Origin of the sequence: Collinsella aerofaciens, assembly GCF_018785245.1 — a bacterium.
GTDB lineage: Bacteria > Actinomycetota > Coriobacteriia > Coriobacteriales > Coriobacteriaceae > Collinsella > Collinsella aerofaciens_AD.
In genome coordinates this window covers 1-20,390 of record NZ_WQPL01000007.1, presented here as the reverse complement: position 1 = coordinate 20,390, position 20,390 = coordinate 1, and the positions used below count along the sequence as shown (strand labels likewise).

At 52.8% G+C, this 20,390-nt stretch carries 18 protein-coding genes and 1 tRNA gene; 17 read left to right on the top strand and 2 right to left on the bottom strand.

Annotated elements, in window-relative coordinates; genetic code table 11:
• Positions 1-76 precede the first annotated feature (76 nt).
• Positions 77-2,503: a glycogen/starch/alpha-glucan phosphorylase gene (locus GPK39_RS01555; RefSeq protein ID WP_215673512.1), complete on the bottom strand. Its 2,427-nt coding sequence runs from the start codon at positions 2,501-2,503 to the stop codon at positions 77-79.
• Between the two features lie 94 nt (positions 2,504-2,597).
• Positions 2,598-4,859, bottom strand: a complete 2,262-nt coding sequence (gene glgB, locus GPK39_RS01550) for a 1,4-alpha-glucan branching protein GlgB (protein ID WP_215673595.1) — start codon at positions 4,857-4,859, stop codon at positions 2,598-2,600.
• 331 nt (positions 4,860-5,190) lie between these two features.
• On the opposite strand from glgB, the gene GPK39_RS01545 reads away from it, so the two are divergent.
• From GPK39_RS01545 to GPK39_RS01465, 17 genes are all read left to right on the top strand, one after another.
• Positions 5,191-5,880: an HAD family hydrolase gene (locus tag GPK39_RS01545; protein ID WP_215673511.1), complete on the top strand. Its 690-nt coding sequence runs from the start codon at positions 5,191-5,193 to the stop codon at positions 5,878-5,880.
• A gap of 9 nt (positions 5,881-5,889) precedes the next feature.
• Positions 5,890-6,570 (top strand): thiamine diphosphokinase, encoded by a 681-nt coding sequence (locus tag GPK39_RS01540; protein ID WP_215673510.1) that lies wholly within the window; start codon positions 5,890-5,892, stop codon positions 6,568-6,570.
• A gap of 106 nt (positions 6,571-6,676) precedes the next feature.
• Positions 6,677-6,752 (top strand) — tRNA-Ala (locus GPK39_RS01535).
• Positions 6,753-7,517: 765 nt separating this feature from the next.
• Positions 7,518-8,069 (top strand): transcription termination/antitermination NusG family protein, encoded by a 552-nt coding sequence (locus GPK39_RS01530; protein WP_338404372.1) that lies wholly within the window; start codon positions 7,518-7,520, stop codon positions 8,067-8,069.
• 67 nt (positions 8,070-8,136) lie between these two features.
• On the top strand, positions 8,137-8,838 hold the full coding sequence (locus tag GPK39_RS01525; protein WP_215673508.1) for a sugar transferase: 702 nt from the start codon (positions 8,137-8,139) through the stop codon (positions 8,836-8,838).
• Positions 8,835-10,055 carry a glycosyltransferase family 4 protein gene (locus GPK39_RS01520; RefSeq protein WP_215673507.1) on the top strand — a complete coding sequence of 407 codons (1,221 nt, stop codon included), beginning with the start codon at positions 8,835-8,837 and terminating at the stop codon, positions 10,053-10,055. The genes GPK39_RS01525 and GPK39_RS01520 overlap by 4 nt, the downstream gene beginning before the upstream one ends.
• 12 nt (positions 10,056-10,067) lie before the next feature.
• Positions 10,068-11,285, top strand: coding sequence for a nucleotide sugar dehydrogenase (locus GPK39_RS01515; RefSeq protein WP_215673506.1), 1,218 nt, complete (start codon positions 10,068-10,070; stop codon positions 11,283-11,285).
• 30 nt (positions 11,286-11,315) lie between these two features.
• Positions 11,316-12,410, top strand: a complete 1,095-nt coding sequence (gene wecB / locus GPK39_RS01510; RefSeq protein WP_215673505.1) for a non-hydrolyzing UDP-N-acetylglucosamine 2-epimerase — start codon at positions 11,316-11,318, stop codon at positions 12,408-12,410.
• Positions 12,411-13,125: 715 nt separating this feature from the next.
• Complete coding sequence (locus GPK39_RS01505; protein ID WP_215673504.1) at positions 13,126-13,338, top strand: hypothetical protein; 213 nt, start codon at positions 13,126-13,128, stop codon at positions 13,336-13,338.
• Entirely contained in the window at positions 13,335-13,769 is a 435-nt protein-coding gene (locus GPK39_RS01500) for a hypothetical protein (RefSeq protein WP_215673503.1), read from the top strand. The genes GPK39_RS01505 and GPK39_RS01500 overlap by 4 nt, the downstream gene beginning before the upstream one ends.
• Before the next feature lie 170 nt (positions 13,770-13,939).
• A complete protein-coding gene (locus GPK39_RS01495; RefSeq protein WP_215673502.1) occupies positions 13,940-14,425 on the top strand; it encodes a hypothetical protein in 486 nt (161 codons plus the stop codon).
• A 17-nt stretch (positions 14,426-14,442) separates the two neighbouring features.
• Positions 14,443-14,994, top strand: coding sequence for a hypothetical protein (locus tag GPK39_RS01490; protein WP_215673501.1), 552 nt, complete (start codon positions 14,443-14,445; stop codon positions 14,992-14,994).
• Positions 14,995-15,245: 251 nt separating this feature from the next.
• Complete coding sequence (locus tag GPK39_RS01485; protein WP_215673500.1) at positions 15,246-15,998, top strand: hypothetical protein; 753 nt, start codon at positions 15,246-15,248, stop codon at positions 15,996-15,998.
• 145 nt (positions 15,999-16,143) lie between these two features.
• Positions 16,144-17,169, top strand: coding sequence for a bacteriophage abortive infection AbiH family protein (locus GPK39_RS01480; protein ID WP_215673499.1), 1,026 nt, complete (start codon positions 16,144-16,146; stop codon positions 17,167-17,169).
• 186 nt (positions 17,170-17,355) lie between these two features.
• The gene (locus tag GPK39_RS01475; protein ID WP_215673498.1) at positions 17,356-17,970 is read left to right on the top strand and encodes a dsDNA nuclease domain-containing protein; all 615 of its coding nucleotides are present in this window, start codon (positions 17,356-17,358) and stop codon (positions 17,968-17,970) included.
• The gene (locus tag GPK39_RS01470; protein ID WP_215673497.1) at positions 17,948-18,388 is read left to right on the top strand and encodes a hypothetical protein; all 441 of its coding nucleotides are present in this window, start codon (positions 17,948-17,950) and stop codon (positions 18,386-18,388) included. The genes GPK39_RS01475 and GPK39_RS01470 overlap by 23 nt, the downstream gene beginning before the upstream one ends.
• Before the next feature lie 6 nt (positions 18,389-18,394).
• Complete coding sequence (locus GPK39_RS01465) at positions 18,395-20,077, top strand: coiled-coil domain-containing protein (protein ID WP_215673496.1); 1,683 nt, start codon at positions 18,395-18,397, stop codon at positions 20,075-20,077.
• Positions 20,078-20,390 lie beyond the last annotated feature (313 nt).

The following is a 20,390-nucleotide window of genomic DNA, read 5'->3' as shown; positions in this document are numbered from 1 at the left end:
TAACCCATTAGCGACGGGCGCGGCGCTGGGTCGCGCCCGTCGAGTAATGCCGTGCTGGCAAAGGGAGCTCGCGCGCTTATGCGTGCCAGATCTCGTCGCGGTACTCGCGAATGGTGCGGTCGCTCGAGAACCAACCCGAGGAGGCGGTGTTGAGCAGGGCCTTGCGGTTCCAGGTTTCCTGGTCGCCGTAGCTGTTCGTGAGCGCCTCCCAGGCGTCGACGTAGCTGCGGAAATCGGCCATGACCAGGTCGGGGTCGTTGTTGTTCATGAGCTCGTTGTAGATGCTCTCGAAGTTGCCCGAAAGACCCGCAAAGGTGTTGTCCTTGAGCTCGTCCATCACGCGGCCCAGGCGCTCGCGGTCGCCGTTGAGGGTATCCCACGCAAAGTAGCTGTTGGATGCCCAGAGCTGCTCGACCTCGGGAGCGGTCAGGCCAAAGATGGCCTCGTTCTCGCGACCGGCCAGGTCTGCGATCTCGATGTTGGCGCCGTCGAGGGTGCCCAGCGTAATGGCGCCGTTCATCATGAGCTTCATGTTGGACGTGCCCGAGGCCTCCTTGCCGGCCGTGGAGATCTGCTCCGAGATTTCGGCGGCGGGATAGATGAGCTGGGCGTTGCTCACACGGAAGTTGGGGATAAAGCAGACCTTCATGACCTCGTTCACGCGGGCGTCGTTGTTGATGACGTCGGCCACGGAGTTAATGAGACGGATAGTCTCCTTGGCGAAGGTGTAGCTCGAGGCAGCCTTGCCGCTAAAGATGAAGGTCGTCGGCGTCACGTGGAAGTTGGGATCCGCGATGCGACGGTTGTAGATGTCCATCACCTTCATGATGTTCATGAGCTGGCGCTTGTAGGCATGGAAGCGCTTCACCTGAACGTCGAAGACGGTGTTGGGGTCGATGACCAGACCGGTCTCGGCCTTGACGTAGGCGGCCAGGCGCTCCTTGTTGGCGCGCTTGGAGGCACCCACGGCCTTCAGGAACTCGGTGTCGTCCTTAAACTCCTTGAGCTTCTCCAGCTCAAAGGCGTCCTTAAGCCAGCCATCGCCAATGGCCTCGGTCACGAGCTTGGCATAGGTGGGGTTGGCCTCGGCAAAGAAGCGACGGTGCGAGATGCCGTTGGTCTTGTTGTTGAACTTCTCGGGCGTCAGGGCATAGAAGTCCTTGAGCACGATGTTCTTGATGATGTCGGAGTGGATCTTGGCCACGCCGTTGACGCTGTGGCTGCAGATCACGGACAGGTTGGCCATGCGAATCTCGCCGTCCCACAGGATGGCGGTCTGGCGCAGACGCTCCTGCCAGCCCTCCTGAGTGGTGTCGAACGACTCGTGCCAACGACGGCTGATCTCGTCGATGATCTGGTACACGCGGGGGAGGAGCTTGGAGAACGTGCCGATGGGCCATTTCTCCAGAGCCTCGGGCAGGATGGTGTGGTTGGTGTAGCTCACAACCTGCGTCACGATGTTCCAGGCGTCGTCCCACTCGAGCTTCTTCTCGTCGATGAGGATACGCATGAGCTCGGGGCCGCACATGGCGGGGTGCGTGTCGTTAGTATGGATTGCCACAAACTGCGGAAGCAGCTCCCAGTTCTCGCCGTGCTCCTTCTCAAAGGTGTCGAGCAGGCTGTAGATGCCGGCCGAAACAAACAGGTACTCCTGCTTCAGGCGCAACAGACGGCCGTGCTCGCCGGCGTCGTTGGGGTAGAGGATGGCGCTGATGGCCTCGGCCTCGGCGCGCTCGGCATCGGCCTGGGCATAGTCGCCGCGGTTGAAGGCCTCAAGGTCAAAGTGCTCCTCGACCGGCTCGGCAGCCCAGACGCGCAGCTTGTTGACGGTCTCGCCGGCATAGCCCACCACGGGGATGTCGTAGGGGACAGCCAGGATATCCTGCGTGTCCACCGTGCGGTAGAACGTGCGGCCGTTCTCCTCAAAGCCCTCAACACGGCCACCAAACTTGATGGTCACGGCCTTGTCCTGACGACGGACCTCCCAGGGATAGCCGTGGGTGAGCCACTCGTCAGTGGCCTCGACCTGGCTGCCGTTGACGATCTCCTGCTTAAACAGGCCGTAGCGGTAGCGCATGCCGTTGCCGTAGCCGGCAATGCCCTCGGCTGCCATGGAATCCAGGAAGCATGCGGCCAGACGGCCCAGGCCACCGTTGCCCAGCGCCGGATCGGGCTCCTGGTTCTCGATGACGGACAGGTCAAAGCCCATGTCGTCGAGCGCCTCGGCGACCATGTCTCGCACGCCAAAGTTGAGCAGGTAGTTGTCGAGCAGGCGGCCGATCAAAAACTCAATCGAGAAGTAGTACACGCGCTTCTTGCCCTCGGCGGTGGCGTGGGCGTCGCTCTTGGTGGCAACGGTGCGGGCCTTCTCGGCCACGAGCTTGGCCAGGGCGTTAAAGCGGTCGAGGTCGCTGGCGGCTTCGACGCTCTTGCCGCTGATGCTCATGACGGCATCGCGATAGAGCTCGGTAAACTCCTGCTTGTTGTCGAAGATCTTATTCATACGTTCCTTTCCCCCGGGGATGTTTCTCCCGGAACGGTTATGACATGTATCCTACGCCCCGGCGGGGCGGGTAATTACAGTGGTAACGCCTTTGTTACGCTTTCTTGGCAGGAGCCTTAACAGCACCTGCCCTGGCCTTAGGAGCAGCCTTTTTAGTAGCTGCCTTCTTGGCCGTTGTGGACTTGGCAGAAGCCTTGGCAGTGGGCTTGGCAGCCTTCGCCTTAGCCGGAGCCTTCTTAGCAGCCGCGGGCTTGGGCTTTACCGTGGACGTACGCTTGCGCGTCGCCTTCTTGGGCTTCTCGACCACGGGCGGCTTATAGCTGCTGGGACCGCGGCGCTTAAGCACCACGCCTGCCAGGCCGGGCACCTTCATCTCAATGGAGTCCATCTGCCCGTTCCAGGGATAGGGCTCGCTCGAGCAGGTGTAGGGCTCCTCACCTGCGTATCCACTGCCACCAAACTCGGGACGGTCGGAGTCAAAGATGACCTCCCAGTCGCCCTCGCGCGGCACGCCCACGCGGAAGCTCTCGTAGCTCGCCGGATCAAAGTTGATTAAGATCACCAGGTCGTCATCGACGTCCTCGCCCTGGCGTACAAAACTCACGATGGACTGCTTGGAGTTGTCCGCGTCGATCCAGGTAAAGCCGTCGTCGGTGTAGCCGCGCTCGTACAGAGCGGGCTCGGCGGTGTACAGGTGGTTGAGCGCCTTGATAAACGCCTGATGATGACGGTGGGTCTCGTACTCCTCGGTCAGGAACCACTGAATAGACTCGTAGTAGCGCCACTCGATAAACTGGCCGATCTCGTTGCCCATAAAGTTGAGCTTGGCGCCGGGATGCGTCATCTGATAGAAGGCCAGCGTGCGTAGGCCGGCAAACTGGCGCCACCAGTCGCCCGGCATGCGGCCGATCAGCGAGCACTTGCCGTGCACTACCTCGTCGTGGCTCAGCGGGCAAATAAAGTTCTCGGTAAAGGCGTACATGATGGAGAACGTGAGCAGCCCGTGGTTGCCGGGGCGCCACGGAAAATCGGTCTGCATGTAGTGCAGGGTGTCGTTCATCCAGCCCATGTCCCACTTGTAGTGGAAGCCCAGGCCGCCGTCCTGCGGCGGGTAGGTCACGAGCGGCCACGCGGTGGACTCCTCGGCCATCATCATCACGTCGGGGTAGTGTGCCTCCACGGCGCAGTTGACCTGACGGATAAACGCGCTGGCGTCCAGGTCCTCCTCGGTACCGTACTTGTTGAACTTCTTTTGGCCGGGATCGTCGATGCCAAAGTTGAGGTACAGCATGCTGGACACGCCGTCCATGCGAATGCCGTCCACGTGGAAGTTCTCGAGCCAGTACAGCACGTTGGAGACCAGGAAGGAGCGGACCTCGCCACGGGCGAAGTCGAACTTATGCGTGCCCCAGTTGGGGTGAATCTCGTGCTCAAACAGCATGTGGCCGTTAAAGGTGGCAAGGCCGTGGGAGTCGGCGCAAAAACCGCCGGGCACCCAGTCCATGATCACGCCGATGCCCGCCTCGTGGCACGCATCGATAAAGTGCATGAGCTGCTGCGGGTTGCCGTAGCGCGACGTGGCGGCATAGTAGCCGGTCGTCTGGTAGCCCCAGGAGCCATCGAAGGGATGCTCCATAAGCGGCATGACCTCGATATGCGTGTAGCCCATGTCGCGCACGTAGTCCACGAGCTCCACCGACAGGTCGTCGTAGGTGTAGAACTCGCCGCGCTGCGCGGGGAAGGGATCCATGGGGCCGGGGTAGTTGCCGTACTCGTCCGGATCGCCCTGGGGCGCGTCGCCGTGGCGCTTCCACGAGCCAATATGCACCTCGTAGATGTTGAGTGGCTGCGACATGTGGTTGTGGCCGGCGCGGCGCTTGAGCCACGCGGCGTCGTTCCACTTGTAACCATCGAGGGTCCACAGCACACTGGCGGTACCCGGAGGGCACTCGGCCTTAAAGGCATACGGATCGGCCTTGTAGAGCTTCTCGCCCTCGTTGGTCTCGATGAGATATTTATAGAGCTGGCCCTGCTCGGCGCCAGGAATAAAGCCTTCCCAAATAGCGCTCGTATGCACGGGCACCAGCGGGTTGGCTTGCTCATCCCAGTCGTTAAATTCGCCAATGACATGGACACTCTTTACGTCGGGCGCCCAAACGCAAAAGCGCCAGCCGCGCGTGCGCTGCTGCGTGTCAGGATGCGCGCCCATCTTTTCCCAGCTGCGCTCCCACATTCCAATGCCAAACAGGTAGACATCTTCCTTGGAGAGCTCCGGTGCGTGCGGAGCCGGTTTACGGGTTGCGGGCTTTTTAGCCGTTGGCTTTAGCTTTGTATCGCTCACGTTTGATCCCATCATGACGCGGCAGCGTGTTGCCTTGGTGACTAGATGCGAAAGGTCCAAGGCTGCACGAATCGAAGGGACGGCGATAGTTCTATGATTCGTTCCACCTCGCGTGCTCGGTGGAACTTTCGGCAGAAACTACCATAACACCTGTACGTTACTTTTATGGACGAAAGTGGTTTTGGGGCGGCGTTTAATCGGTAAGCGCCATGTTTAGACCACTGACAGAATTGCCGTGGTAAAACTCTTGACACTTTTACCAATTAGGGTTTCAAAATTGTTAGTCAGACGTTTGGTAAAACGTTTTTAGCAGGTTGTTTACTATTTGACATCGAAAGGTTCGTATATGTCCCATACCGCCGCTCCCAAGGTTGCTTTTATTTTCGATTGCGACGGCACGCTGGTTAATAGCACCCCCGTTTGGGCCTATGCCCAACCCGAGTTATTGCACCGTCACGGTGTCGACGTGACGGTCGACGATTTTGCCCAGTTTGAACATTTGTCGCTGGAGGACGAGTGCCAGGCCTACCACGACACGTGGGGCATTGGCGCGAATGGCGAGGAGCTGTATCGCGAGCTGGGCGAGATTTTGATTGATGGGTACTCCAAGGTGCCGCCGCGCGAGGGCCTCCTGGCATTTTTGGAGCAGGCGCAGGAGGCCGGTATTGCCATGTGCGTTGCCACGTCCACGCCAGCCGAGCTGGTTAAGTCTGCGCTTGCGGGTGCCGGGCTCGATGCCTACATGGAGTTTGTGACCACCACGGGCGAGGCAGGTCGCTCCAAACAGTTCCCCGATGTATATGAGCTGGCGCTGCTTCGCCTAGAAGAGCGCCATGGGCACAAGTTTGAGCGCGCATGGGTGTTTGAGGATGCCGTGTTTGGCCTAAAGAGCTCTGGCACCGCCGGCTTTAAGCGTGTGGGTATTTATGACCCGCACGGCCGCATGAAGCGCGACGACGTGCGCGCCAACTGCGACATCTTTATCGATAGTTATGAGGACCTGGATCTGGCCCGCGTGCTTTCGTTTGAGGGCTAGGCGAGAGCTGTGGCTTGCAAGGTATTAGTGGTCTGCGGTTCGCCCGTGGTGGCGAGCGTGGATCTGTTGCGTAGACTAGCAGGGGAGTGCGACCACGTTGTCGCCGTGGATCGAGGACTCGACGCGCTGTTGGGTGCCGGCCTGGGCTGCGACGTTTATGTGGGGGATGCCGACACGGTGAGCGATGCGGGTCGTGCGTTGGTCGATGCCGCCACCGACTTTGAAGTTGAGCGCCACGACCCGTACAAGGACTATACCGATCTTGCGCTGGCGCTCGATTCCGTCCGCCGTCGCTGGCCGGGTGCCGAAGTGGTTGCGACCTGCGTCACCGGCGGTCGCCCGGACATGGCGCTATCCGTACTGGGCCTGCTCGTGGGCTACGAGGATGCCCCAGTCTGGATTGACGAGGACGAGACCACGGCCCGCATCCTGCACGGAGGCGAATCCTGGACCATCGAGGGCGCCGAGGGTAAGACGTTTTCCATCATCGCCATTGCCCCCAACACCGAGGTAAGCGAACACGGTTTAGAGTGGGAGTTAGATCACGCTTCGTTAGGCCTACTAGCCGACACGGGCATCAGCAACGTCGTCAGGGGTACGGCCAGGATCAAAGTCCACCAAGGCGTCGCAATCGGTTATTTGCTGCATCAGGGTTTTATCGGGACGGTGGATAAAAATAATCGCTCGTAGAGTGATTATTTTTGCCCCGTCCCAGGAAAACCCGTAAGTAAGAAGATCGGCCCAAAAAAACTTCTTGCATAACTAAGATTCTTCCCCTATAGTATCTCCTCGTCACGGGGGCGTAGCTCAGCTGGGAGAGCGCTTGACTGGCAGTCAAGAGGTCAGGGGTTCGATCCCCCTCGTCTCCACCATCGTGAATGCAAAGGCCTTCGGGATTCCGATGGCTTTTTTCATGCCAAAACACCTCGCGCATAAACCCCTTCCACATCAACAAAAAGTTGCACAATTTATTTCCCATCTCTGTACATAGTTTGTTAGCCAAACGCGATTATCAGTGTAGATCGCCGTTCCATATGGGCTCCAGGAACACGCCTAATCACCGTTGGCATCCCATTAACCTGCATCAACGTGAACAACATCCCAAAATAACCCCCTTAAGCACGCTAAATGAACGATATGTTGTCCAGTACTGCCCAAATCAGTTTCACTAACAGCTTGTGCTAGGATACATAACGGTACATGAGTTCAACTGTGCTCGCGGCTCCAGCAAGCCATAAAGCGCAGGGTCGATCAGCATCCGGCCGTAACGGCGGTGCCAGAAACACCACGAGCTCCAATAAAGAAGTCATGCGACGTTATTTATTTGCATTGATGTAATTCTAAGGTGCATTTAATAGCTTGCGTGTCAAAGCGTAGTAGTCCTACAGCTTGCTGCGTGCGGTCCAGTTTTGTACCCGCTTGACTGGCTCGCACGCAGCCAGCTGGAGACGCGGTCATTTTGCGATACACGTCTGCGTCTCTAGTAACTGCACTTATACATACCGTTCACGGTGGGACAGAGCCACGTGCTTGTCTGACTGGGCTCAGGGTTTGAATATGGAGCGCCTTCGCGCACAAGCGCCCTGGCGAAGCCATACCCAAACCCCATGAGCCACACGTAAGACAGCAAGGGGGTGGTGCTCGTGTGGTATGTGATCCAGGTTATCAACGGTCGCGAAGACATAATGCGCGAGCGCATCGAGCATATGGTGCCGGCTGGTGCCATGCAAGAGCTCTTTTATCCCCAATTTCAAACCGAGATCAAGGTGCACGGCGAATGGGTCAAAACGACCAAGCCGCTCTTTCCCGGTTATCTCATCTGCGATACGGCAGACCCCCGCACCGTGCAACAGTATCTGCTACGCATGGACGACTTTGCCCGGGTGCTTGCCCAGGACGGTCAGTTTGTGCCGCTGGCAAAAGAAGAGGTCCAGCTTATTGGCGGCTTTACGCATAGGGGAGACCGCGTAGTGCCCATGAGCGAGGCCCTTAAAGACGGTGATCAGGTCGTAGTGACGGCAGTGCCGCTGCTGGGCCACGAAGGCCTTATCAAAACCATTAATAGACGCAAGAGCACTGCTTATTTGGAGCTCGATCTGTGCGGCCGACGCGTTACTACGCGCGTTGGCCTTGCTGTGCTTTCGAACGAGCAGCGTGCAATGCGAAACCTTAAAAAGGCAATCGCCTAAATTCGGGCGACTGTTTAACGGGACAGGGAGGATCCCCGTGGGCGGGGACGTAGGTTTGAAGGAAATAGTGGGAGATAAAACTGAATATGCCGGTGTTGCAGTCGTGAAGGCAGACTCGGTTGCTTTAGAGATAAAGCCAAGCGGTACATTGGCTTATCGATTTTTAAAACGACTTTTCGATCTTGTATTCAGCCTTTGCGTGAGTTTGGTGCTGATTATTCCCATCATGATTGTGTGCGCACTCATTTGTCTTGAGTCTTCTGGAAGCCCTGTGTATGCACAGGAGCGTGTTGGCATGCACGGAAAGACTATCAAGATCCTTAAGCTCCGCAGCATGGTCGCCGATGCGGGTGACGTGCAGAAATATCTGAGCCCTGAGCAGCTTCATCAGTGGGAAGTCGAGCGCAAGGTCGACGATGACCCCCGCATTACCAAAGTCGGGAGCTTCATTCGCAAGTGTTCGATTGACGAGATGCCGCAGTTTCTCAACGTGCTGAACGGTGATCTTTCCGTCATTGGTCCGCGACCTATTACAAGAGATGAGCTGGAGCAGCACTTTTCCGACGAGGAGAAGGCCGTGTTGCTTTCTGTCCAGCCCGGCATTACGGGCCTGTGGCAGGCCACCGACCGTAACGCTGCAACGTTCGAGAGCGGCTTGCGCCAGAAGATTGAGCTTCATTACGTGCGGAACAGGTGTTTCAGCATTGACTGGAAATGCTTTACCGGCACTTTCGGTGCAATGTTTGGGAAGGGAGCTACAGGTAAATGAGGATTCTCTACTTCACTCAATTTTTTAGTCCAGAGAATATTGCTGCCGCCTTCAGAGCCAAGGATCACTCTGATATTTGGTCAGATTCTGGCCATGACGTTACTGTTTTTACGGGTTGGCCTAATTATCCCACAGGAAGACTCTATGACGGTTATGACATGGTTCCCCTGCGAGAAGAACGATTGGGGCGTATTCGCGTCTTTCGTTCAGCTTCAAAGATTCAGCCTAACACTAGCTTTAAGAAGCGAATCGAGTCTGGAATTAGCTTCATCCTGGGCGGGCTCAAAAACCTACGTACTGGATCTCCGGTTGGCACGGATTATGACGTGGTTCTTGTCACAAGCGGCACGGTATTCTCCGCTTGGCTTGGTGTGCATTATGCCAAGAAGCATCGCCTTCCTCTGGTCATCGAGTTTCGCGATCTGACCTACAAGCAGATGATGGCGACGGGGAACAAGGGCGCGAAGGCTGCTGCCATGAAGGCGCTTGAGCTTTCCTTCTGTAGAGTCGCCGATCACGTGGTTGTACTTACCGACGGCTTCAAGAAAGACCTTGCTGCAGAAGGCGTCTCTTCGGAAATGATATCGGTCGTGCCCAATGGCGCGGATGTTGTTCCTTGTGAGCATGAATGGCATCGCCCACTTCGCTTGGGTTACTTCGGAACCATGGGGCTGTCTCAAAACGTGCCGGAAACAGTCGAATATGTGAAGCGACTCGCGGAGAAGGGCTTTGTTTCGAGCTATGAGTTGATTGGCGAGGGTGCAGCCCGTGCTGAGATCGAGCGAATGATGGATGCTGGCAAGCTCGACTTTCTCGGCTTGGAGCACGGCATTCCCATGTCGGAGCTCGAGGCGCGGTATGCGAGAGTCGACATGACCGTAGTTTCTCTCCAAAAAAGTGATCAATTCGCGGGAACCATCCCGTCAAAGATATTCCAGTCATTCGCGCGCGGCGTCCCCGTGTTGTTCATCGGACCCGAAGGGGATGCGTCCGAACTCGTGCGCAGAAGCGGTGCGGGCGTAGTCCTGTGCGGCTCGGCGGAGGAAGACATTCGCCATTTGGTGGGTTTCGCCTCGAAAGAAGACCTTGTTGACGAACTTAACCGAATGAGCAAATCCGCCGTCGAATTCATGGCACGTGAGTTCTCACGAAAGATCATGGCTGAAAAGATGACCCGCATCCTGTCCGATGCCGTCAAACAAGGTTCAAGAAACTGAAAGGAAAACACTATGGTTAACGTTATCGGTCTCGGCTACATTGGCCTCCCCACAGCCCTCATGATGGCTTCCCACGACGTGGAGGTCGTGGGCACCGACTACAACGAGGAACTTGTTGCCACCCTCAACGCCGGCAAGACCACCTTCAAGGAGGAGGGTCTGGACGAGCTGTTTGCCGACGCCCTGAAGGCCGGCATCAAGTTCTCCACCGACTACCAGGTCTGCGACACCTACATCGTCTCGGTTCCCACGCCCTACGATAAGCTCGACAAGAAAATCGACCCGTGCTACGTCGTGGCCGCCTGCAAGACCGTCCTCGAGGTCGCTCCCGAGGGTGCCGTGCTCGTCGTCGAGTCCACCGTGTCGCCCAACACCATCGACCGCTTCGTGCGCCCGTTGCTGGTCGAGGCCGGCCGCGACGACGTCAGGCTCGTCCACGCCCCCGAGCGCATCATCCCAGGCAACATGGTCTACGAGCTGTTGCACAACAACCGCACCATCGGCGCTGACGACCCCGAGGTGGGCAAGGCCGTTGCTAAGGTCTACGCCAGCTTCTGCCAGGGTGAGATTTCCGTCACCGACATTCGCACCGCCGAGATGACCAAGGTCGTCGAGAACACCTTTCGCGCGGTGAACATCGCATTCTCCAACGAGCTCGCCAAGATCTGCCGCATCGGTGGCATGGACGTCGCCGAGGTCATTCGCATCGCGAACAAGCACCCGCGCGTGAACATCCTCAACCCCGGCCCGGGCGTCGGCGGTCACTGCATCCCGGTCGACCCGTGGTTCCTTGTCGGTGACTACCCCGAGACGGCCAACTTTATCCGCCTCGCCCTGCAGACCAATGCCTCTATGCCCGAATACGTCATGCACCGAGCCCATGAGGTCATGGCCGAGCGCGGCATCACCGACGCCTCCAAGGTCGGCATTTACGGCCTCACCTACAAGGAGAACGTCGACGACGTCCGCGAGTCCCCGACGCTGCAGATGCTCGAGTCCATGTCCGAGCACCTCTGCGCGGGCTCCGTCAAGGTCTACGACCCGTGGGTCGAGCGCGACGAGGTTCCCGGCCAGGTCCATTCCATGGAGGAGTTCCTGGATGGCCTGGAGATGGTGATTGTGATGGTCGGCCACTCCCAGGTCAAGGACAATCCTGGCATCTTCGGCGACCGCGTCATCATCGACCCGCGCAACGTCTGCGGCGACGGCGAGAACGTCTACAAGCTGTAGGACCAACCGAATTTTCAGGGAGAATTCGTTTTGAAAAAGGTAATGCTCGTCTTCGGCACCCGTCCGGAGGCAATCAAGATGTGCCCGCTCGCCAACGAGCTGAAGGCGCGCACGGATGAGTTCGAGACCGTCGTGACCGTGACCGGCCAGCACCGCGAGATGCTCGACCAGGTGCTGCGCGCCTTCGGCGTCACGCCCGACCACGACCTGGCGATCATGAAGCCCGGCCAGACGCTGTTCGACGTGACGTGCGACGTGCTGCTCAAGCTCAAGGCGGTCCTCGAGGACGAGAGGCCCGACGTCGTCCTTGTCCATGGCGACACCACGACCAGCTTCGCCGCCGCGCTCGCATGCTTCTACCTGCAGATCCCCGTGGGCCACGTCGAGGCGGGCCTGCGCACGCACGACATCTACAGCCCCTGGCCCGAGGAGTTCAACCGCCAGGCGGTAGACATCGTGAGCGAGTACTACTTCGCCCCCACGGAGGCCAGCAAGAAGAACCTCCTCGCCGAGGGCAAGCCCGAGTCCAAGATCTGGGTTACCGGCAACACCGGCATAGACGCCTTGCGCACCACCGTGCGCGAGGGCTACTCCCACCCCGAGCTCGAGTGGGCGGAGGGCTCGCGCCTCACCCTCATCACGGTGCACCGCCGCGAGAACCTGGGCGAGCCCATGCACCGCATGTTCCGCGCCATCCGCCGCGTGATGGAGGAGCACCCCGACACCAAGGCGATCTACCCCATCCACATGAACCCGCTCGTCCGCAAGGCGGCGCACGAGGAGCTCGACGGCTTCGACCGCCTGCACATCATCGACCCGCTCGAGGTTCTCGACTTCCACAACTTCATGGCCGTGAGTCACCTCATCCTCACCGACTCCGGCGGTATCCAGGAGGAGGCCCCGAGCCTGGGCAAGCCGGTGCTCGTCATGCGAGACACAACCGAGCGCCCCGAGGGAGTCGCCGCCGGCACGCTGAAGCTCGTCGGCACCGAGGAGGACGTGATCTACCGCGAGTTCAGCCGCCTGCTCAGCGATCAGGCCGAGTACGAGGCCATGAGCCATGCTTCGAACCCCTACGGTGACGGGCATGCGAGCGAGCGTATCGCGGACGTGCTGGCACAGTAGATTTCTCTGAACCGTTTAATGTAGCTGCTCTTTTCATAGTTATGAATGCACACCTTGAACTCACGTGTATGCGGAATCAAGAGGTCGCTATCGCCGCAATTGCCTCGTTTTGCACTATTGTATTTTCATGCGACAAGTTAGAAGGCGCTGGTTATAGACCTTTTGATCCACGTGATTGTGGCAAGAGCAAGACATTTAGCAGATGAGATTTATAGCTTACTGGCTGCGTCGAGCATCTTCGTTCACCGTACGACCGATGAATGCGTTGATCCTAGCTTTGATGTAGATGTTCGCGTCGAGTTGAATTACTGAATTCTGGTGACTTCTCTGATTGAATAAGTTGATTTGCGATATCGTAAATTTTGCTAAAGGTTTACGACAACGCCATCAGTTTCTTGTTGAATTCAGCATTGCCTTCATCTGGAATCTGCTGGGCATTCTTCTTCCGACAATTGCCTGTGGCATATTGCTTCAAATCTCTGGGCTCCAGTCTTTTTGTGACTATTTATTGAGCGATCTGAGCAAGGCGGCTTTTAGCTTTTCTTCTGCTTCGCTTCTATGTGTTGATCTAATTCATGGCAATTGTTCATAAATCCATTCGGGTATTAAATGGGGCGTTGGAATACTCTTATTAATGCTATCGCTTTTGTTGTCTTGTGGGCTGGCAGTCAACCAGATACTGTTTGAGTCGTCTTATCTTAAAGAGCAGGCGAGCATGTCTCCTTTCATTAACTCGCTGGTCGCACTATCCGTCTCAGCATATTTGGCAGCTATGTCTTGTGCCGGCAGCGACATGAGCTATGAGCCAGATGAATTTGTGGAAGATGAAGCGAGCGATGACGGGTACATTATTAGTGCCGATGATTTGGAAGCATTGATTCGAGATGTATGGAGCCTCGGTCGCAGCGAGAATGGCGATAAAGATTGAACGCACTAGAGTTTTTAATTTCATTATTGACGGGCCTATGTACGCTTTTGTCAGTGCTTGCGGCCTATAGGGCTGTACATTCAGCACCCAAATTCAAAATGAGCGCAAAAGCTCTTCCGCAGTTAAATGACTGCTATCAATCCAATGACGGCTCTCGTATCTTTTCCGATCCAGATGTAATCAAAACGATTGGGATTATCCGCAATTCTGTTTCACGTCTGAATTCGGAGCTTGCTGAATCAAGCAAAAAGAACGAATGGTATTCGTCATTGATGGATTCCGAGTTCAAATCCGCTCTGCTAAGTACGGTTTCCAAGTGTCTGCGAATTCCCACTAACGAGTTATCAAAACAGATAATCGAAACCCTATTTGTAAGTACTTCCAGCTTTTTACGCGCGGCAAAACTTCTTGATCTTAATAAAGATGTGTAGAGCGCCATCGCCGAATATGTTGAGATTTGCTCCATTGCTAAATGTAGGGTCGATTTTTGCAACGCTTATGTAGAGACCGATTCAGCAGTTAATAATGAAAGCACATATAACCGCGACAGCAACTTTGCTAATAGGCAAATTTCCGACAGAAACATTTTAGTGGGGTAAAAATGAATGATAATTCTATCCAGGACCTACCGTTAATGGATTTGTTGATGCAAAATATGGAATCTAACGATGTGAAGAAATTTATCAACTCTTTGGATGTGACCAAAGATGATGACTCTGCCATACAGGAACTGAAGAAGTCCTACGAGGCGTATATTTCGAATGAATCGTTATCTACGGTGGACGTTGTCTCTTGGAAACCTGGTATGCGCAATCGTACGCTGCCAAACTACAGACAGCCTGCCATTGTGATTGAAAAGTTGCAGTACCCGATTTTTGATGAATCGCAAAACGCTGGAAGCCAGTACTTCCATGAGCCCCTTGATTTACGAGTGGGCTTTTTGGATGACAATAATCGGTTCGTTATCTATTTTTATGATTCTCGTCGATTTGAAAAATACCGCGGCTCTCTTTCTGACCTCGAGCGTTATCTAGCATTGCTGAAAAACAAGGAAGCACACGAAGAACAAGAGAAGTCTGGCGACTAAACCCTGTATCAGCTGTCATGAATTATTATCTTGCGACCGATTTCCTTAGTGACTTGTTGGTCAAATCCTTTGGGATGAGAACCTTGTCCGGCGAGGTATTAGACATTGCTAAAAGGCATCATATCCCGCGCGGATATCTGAACGACAGGTGTTCTCATAAGCCGCCCATCAACAAACTTACCGCAGATCGATTAATTATATTGTTCGGCGCTGTTTTCTCCGAAGCATCAAGTTCTACTAAGGCCCAGGCTGTTACTGGGCTGTGCGCAGTTCTAGCCAATTGTTTTGCTTTCTCTGAGGAGCAAATTAGTGAGGTTGTCGACACCCTAGACGAGGATTCCGGCAATGAGTTTCTTATTGATCTTCTTCAGACTGCTTTAGAAAAGTTTATGGCTAAGCATAGCGTATGGCCCCCGCTTGCCATCTCCACAGGGATTCAAACAATTCGTTATTACAATTTGCCTGTTACCGTTCCCATCCCTACTGATTACTCTGGAAATGCGTTAATTCTAATAACCGACATTCCAGAGAGTGGCAGGGTCTCCATGCTCAGCCTTCATCAAGCGTAAAACCGTCCACGACCGTCTGGGTGCCATCCGCCGTTGCGTACGGCTCACCGCCAATCGACTCCCTTATGATGGCCCCATCCAAATAGATGGAGGAATCGAAAGGGGAGCGCAATGAGCATTCGAGGTCCATAGCAGAGTTTAGCAAAGAGGATCGATTTAGCAACAATTTAATAGAGCATACTCGGATGCACGTACATCTTGTTGGGGGACCACAAGGCGGGTATGACTGCTTATATTCTAAGGTGGTTAAGATGGATGCGTCATGGGTTATTGAATTCGTAAGCTTCGTCAGAGAGAACTGGCAGTGGTGTGTCGCTGCCATAGTAATGTTACTCTGCTTGCATCATTTGATGGGAAACTCTGGTAGCGAGCAGGGAGATAACAATGAGTCGAGCTCTCAATCTAATTCGACTGGTAATAGCTGTGTGACAACTGTCAGTCCGGTAATCAACGTCCCGTATTATAGCGTATCGGACAAAAAGCTCAGGTCCGAGCTCAATCCTTCCGACAGGCTCAACTTCGACAGAGTCGTTTCCAACAGCCGAAATTTTGTCGATTACGGCACTCATTATAGCTATGGTAATGAACGCTTCGCCAAGGAGCTAAAGACCAAAGCTTCTGCTTTGCAACAGTCCATTATGGTTAATGACCCTTCTTATTTGAAGGGAATGAGCTTTGAACAATGTTTGGCCGCTTACCGTTTGTCCGTTATAACCGGCAATGCCCTGCATGAGGCACGAGTCAATTTGCAGCAAACGTGCGCATCGGTTTCGAAGGATAATCGGTCGCAGCCCAGCTATAAAAAGCTCGTAGACCTTGAGAAGGATCTCTTTAAACGTGAACAGGCTCAGAATCACGTGAGTGGGATCATTCGCGACTATGCCGGGGCATCATTTGGCGCCCGCGGTAAGCGCTGGTACGCTGAAAATCGTAAGCGTGTAATCAACAAAAGGCTAGAGCGGAGTAGACCTCTGCGTTTGCTTAGCACTATTGCTAGAAGATAATGGAACAGTTTGGAATTGGTTTGATTGTGCCGAGCCATATTGGGCTCGGCACAATCAGTGTATTTAAGGGCCTAGTCAAAAAACAGCACCTTTCACCTCAAATCTGGACGCTATAAAGCAGCTTTATTTTAGGTTGGAATTCGACTTGATCACTAACATGGATCGCGAGCATCTTTTTGAGGCGACTACTGGCGCCGATAGTTGTCTAATTATTATTGGAAACGGATTCGATCTTTATCATGGTCTTGCAACTAAATATTTAGATTATCGTAACTGGTTGAAAAACCATGATGCACGAGTGGCAACTGACTTCGAATCATTTGTCTATGCGATGGATTGTTCCGGTCGTGTGAGTAACTCTAACTGCGAGCTCAGCTCCATCGATGGTATCGATCCCCGCTGGAGCTCTCTTGAAGAATCACTCGGCATTGAATGGGACGACCTTTGTTATGAAACGCTCGATCACACGTATCCAGATGTAACCGAAGACAATCCAGGATGGGACGATTTCTGGATCGAGTTGCACATGCGTCTTGAATACCTGAAGAAGCTCACCAGGGATCACTTTCGGGAATGGGTAGAGTCTATCGATGTGTCTAAAATTAAGCCTGTACTTGATTTGCCAGACACTGCTTCGTTCGTTACCTTTAATTACACTCCAACGCTGGAGTATGTCTACGGTGTTCGTCCAGACAGGATCCTCCATATCCATGGTTGCGTCTTGGATAAAAACGAGCTTCTTCAATTTGGCTCTCCCGACAATAATCCTTTCGAGCTTCAGAAGATGCTTGAAGACAAATATGGAATGGATGATTTTTACGGTGCAACTATTCAGCAGGGTGTAACTGTCGCATGTGATCGCTGCGCAGATACATGGAAGAACATTGAGGGCAACTACGACGCCCTAAACCATTTCTTGGACACCCTTGCTAATGTTAATACAGTAATTATCATGGGCAATTCGTTCGACAAAGTCGATAAACCGTACTACCGCGACGTACTGGCTCCACGCTACCGCGATGCCGAATGGGTCTTTTGCGAGTACGAGTCCAACGAGGATAAGCAGTACGGTATTGACAAATTTTGCCACGAGCTTGCCATCTCAAACTATCGCATGACAAGTTACATGGAGTTTGACAAGGGGTATGACCAGTCGATAGATAGTATCTAGGGTGCTGAGAGCCGCTTCACGACTTACGTGAAATTGATAGGCAGCGTATCGTCTAAAAATGAAGGCCTGTCATGAATCTAAGATAATTGAGTCATAATCAAATTGTTTCCCAACGGTTTTCCAACTGACAGCCTTCGGTAAGTCTATACTTCAGTTATGTTAATTGGTTAAGTTAGGGAGTGCTGTATGCCCATTTGCCATGACGGATATATGGGCACTGCCCCCGACCTCTCTGGAAGCATTTCGAAGAATCGATTCAGAAACGAACTTTTTTGGGGTATCGATCGTTTGCTCACATGTTTGGATTCCGGAATTGATTCATTTGCTGTTGTCTTTGACTATCGTTGCGATATAGAACTACATTTAGACGATCGCTATGAGTTTTATCAGGTTAAAACCGGCGGAAAAGGAACATTTGGAGTCACTTGGGCTACACGGCTTCCAAAAAGGGGCATCTCAATTATCGCTAGACTTTATGAGCTTGACGATGCGTCTCAGGATTGCCCTATAAAACTTGTGATAGTTGGCAATAGGCCCTTCGTAAAAAAGGGCGGTTCATTCGATTCACCAGGAGAAGTTCTGTTTGCGACCCTTGAACCCGAGGATAAACAAAAGATCGAACAGGCTGTCACGCGCGACAACAAAGGGATGACTCCTGATTTAAATAAGGCGTCATATTTACTTGTCGCTATGAACCTTGATAAACCGCAGGATTCTGTTCGCGGACACCTTCTGTCTACTTATAATAAAGTCATGGGATGTGAGCCCAAAAAAACCTATGGCGCTATGCGAAGCGCTTGAGGGTTTAGTTTCAGATCGCGCATGCAATGAGAAACAACAGCCTGATTATGAATCTGTGATTAGTAATAAGGGTATTAGCGGTGAGGAAGTCAGGAGGCTCTTCTCTATTTATGAAGATAGGGAAGAAACTCCCCAAGGCCTCGTAAACGAATGGATAAAAGAGCAACCCCCTCTAATGCAGAATTCATTACGTATTGCATTGCAAGAGTACACTTCAACAGTCATGGAGCCACAAGCTGAGTCGATTCTAAATATTGCAAATTCGTTACTTAAAGAGGCCGATCCGTCGATGAGCCCTAATGAGATAGCTGAGACGGTTGGACCTCAGCTTATATCCAATGTAGGTCCTGAAATTAGCAAAGAGCTTGCAAAGATATATGTACTGATCGCTACGTTTAAGACTGCTCTAGAAGGGTAACGCGCCATGGCACGAATTAACTTCATGAAACTTATCATTGCGTCCCCTTCGGAAGAAACTGCAAAGATCATTTGCTTCGAATCAGACTTAAATGTCATAACGTCAAATAGAAAAAAGGGCAATGATCTTGGTAAATCGGTCATCACTAAAAGTCTATATCACTGCATGGGCGCAGACTGCAAATTTGATGACAAGTTCGACGTAAACAGTAAAGTATTTATTTTAAAGTTCTCTTATGGTTCTGAACTATATACGATTTTCCGAAGCCGTGGACAATTCAAGTTATTTGATGAGCGGCTCGAATTGCTTTGGACTGAGACTCATAGGCATTTACTTGCAGAAAAGTTATACGATCAATTTGGTTTCGCCATTTGGTTGACCTCGCGTGCTTCGGGGAAAACTGAAATTGCATCGCCCGCTTATTCCTATGCGCCGTATTTTGTAGACCAAAATCATTATGACGGTTCGCATTTCAACTCGTTTAATAACATGGGGGAGTACAGTTCGTATAAGTCCGATTTGATTTACGAGTTTGCAGGCGCCTATGATCACACATACCTTGATTTAACTGCTCAGAAAACGGATATTGAGCACCGCCTTACACAAATTGAAACAGATTTGAAAGCCAATCGTTTAATGCGAGAGCGTATTCAAAACGAGCTCGAGCAGCTTGGCTACAGCGCTGATATGCCCTCACTTAAAAGGGATTGTGACGAATTTGAAGATGAATATAAACGCTTGGCTACCGGTCTATCTAAAATCCGTAAAAATTTGTATCAACTAAAATCAGATAAGACAGAAACGGAGATGGCTTACGCCGGTTCCCAAAGAGTAGTTCGTAAGCTATGTTTGAATGCCAAATCGCTTCGGACGGGAAAATGTCCTCTTTGCGAGCAAGATATTTTTAACACCCTAATGGTTCGGGTTAATTCCTCGATTTCCCACGAAGACGCACTTCTTTTAAGCAATGATCTTGGGCGCGATATTAACGAATTGGACCGTAAGATTGCCACTGAAGAAGAGAGATATAAATCGAAATTATCCGAGCTTGCTGTGCTGAAAGCGAAAATGAACCTAGTGAAGCGCGATAACTTAACAGCAGTCCAAATCGAGGGTTTCGTTCAACTGAACAAGCGACTTCTTGAAGAATGTGCTGAATTCGTTACCGCACTTGAAGAAAGCCGTAACGATCTTGATAAGATTAAAAAACAACTCAATTCTTACAGCAGTAAGAAAAGCGAAATCGACAAACGTTTTGTTGAGTTAACACGTGAGCATATAACGGAACTCAATCTTAGATCAATTGATAAAGCAAAGATTAAAAATGTTAATTCAAAGATTGAGGCGGGCGGCAGCAATGCCCCCTTAGCCACCCTTGCGTGGTATTTGACGCTATTGGATTTGAAGAAAGAATTTAATGAACAACTGGTAGAACTTCCAGTTGTTCTAGATAGCCCGTTGAATATCGAAGCGGATGATGAAAAATACTATCGGCAATACAGCCTGATATTCAGCACTTTTATTTACCAGGGTCAGATGATCGTGTCAGGGCTTAATTTAGCCGACTCTGAGGTTGTCCCTCGGAACGCAAATATCATTATTCTCAATAATGAGAAATATCAACTCCTCAACAAAGAGGATTATTCTGAATGCAAGAGTGTAGTCTTTAAATGCTTGGAAAAGAATTAGCTTACGAGCCAGTCGGAAAAGAGTTCTTCCTTTCACCGATTGGCAAAACGATTTACACTTAATTATTGGCACTGTTCAGGGACATTTTCTTTGTTTATGCCTTGATCTCGCTAAACTAAAAACTGCTGCTACCAGGGCATTTTCTGGTGCACATTCTATTGGCTCCTGCGAAGATCGGAGCGGGTATGTTTGCTGCCAAGTCCCACACCAGCCGTCATCACATTGCGATTGTTGCCATGGCCTGCCTATGCGTTTTGCTGGGCGGGCCTTCTTATGCCGCGGGCGCGGAGAGCCTCATCATCGCGGGCGCGAC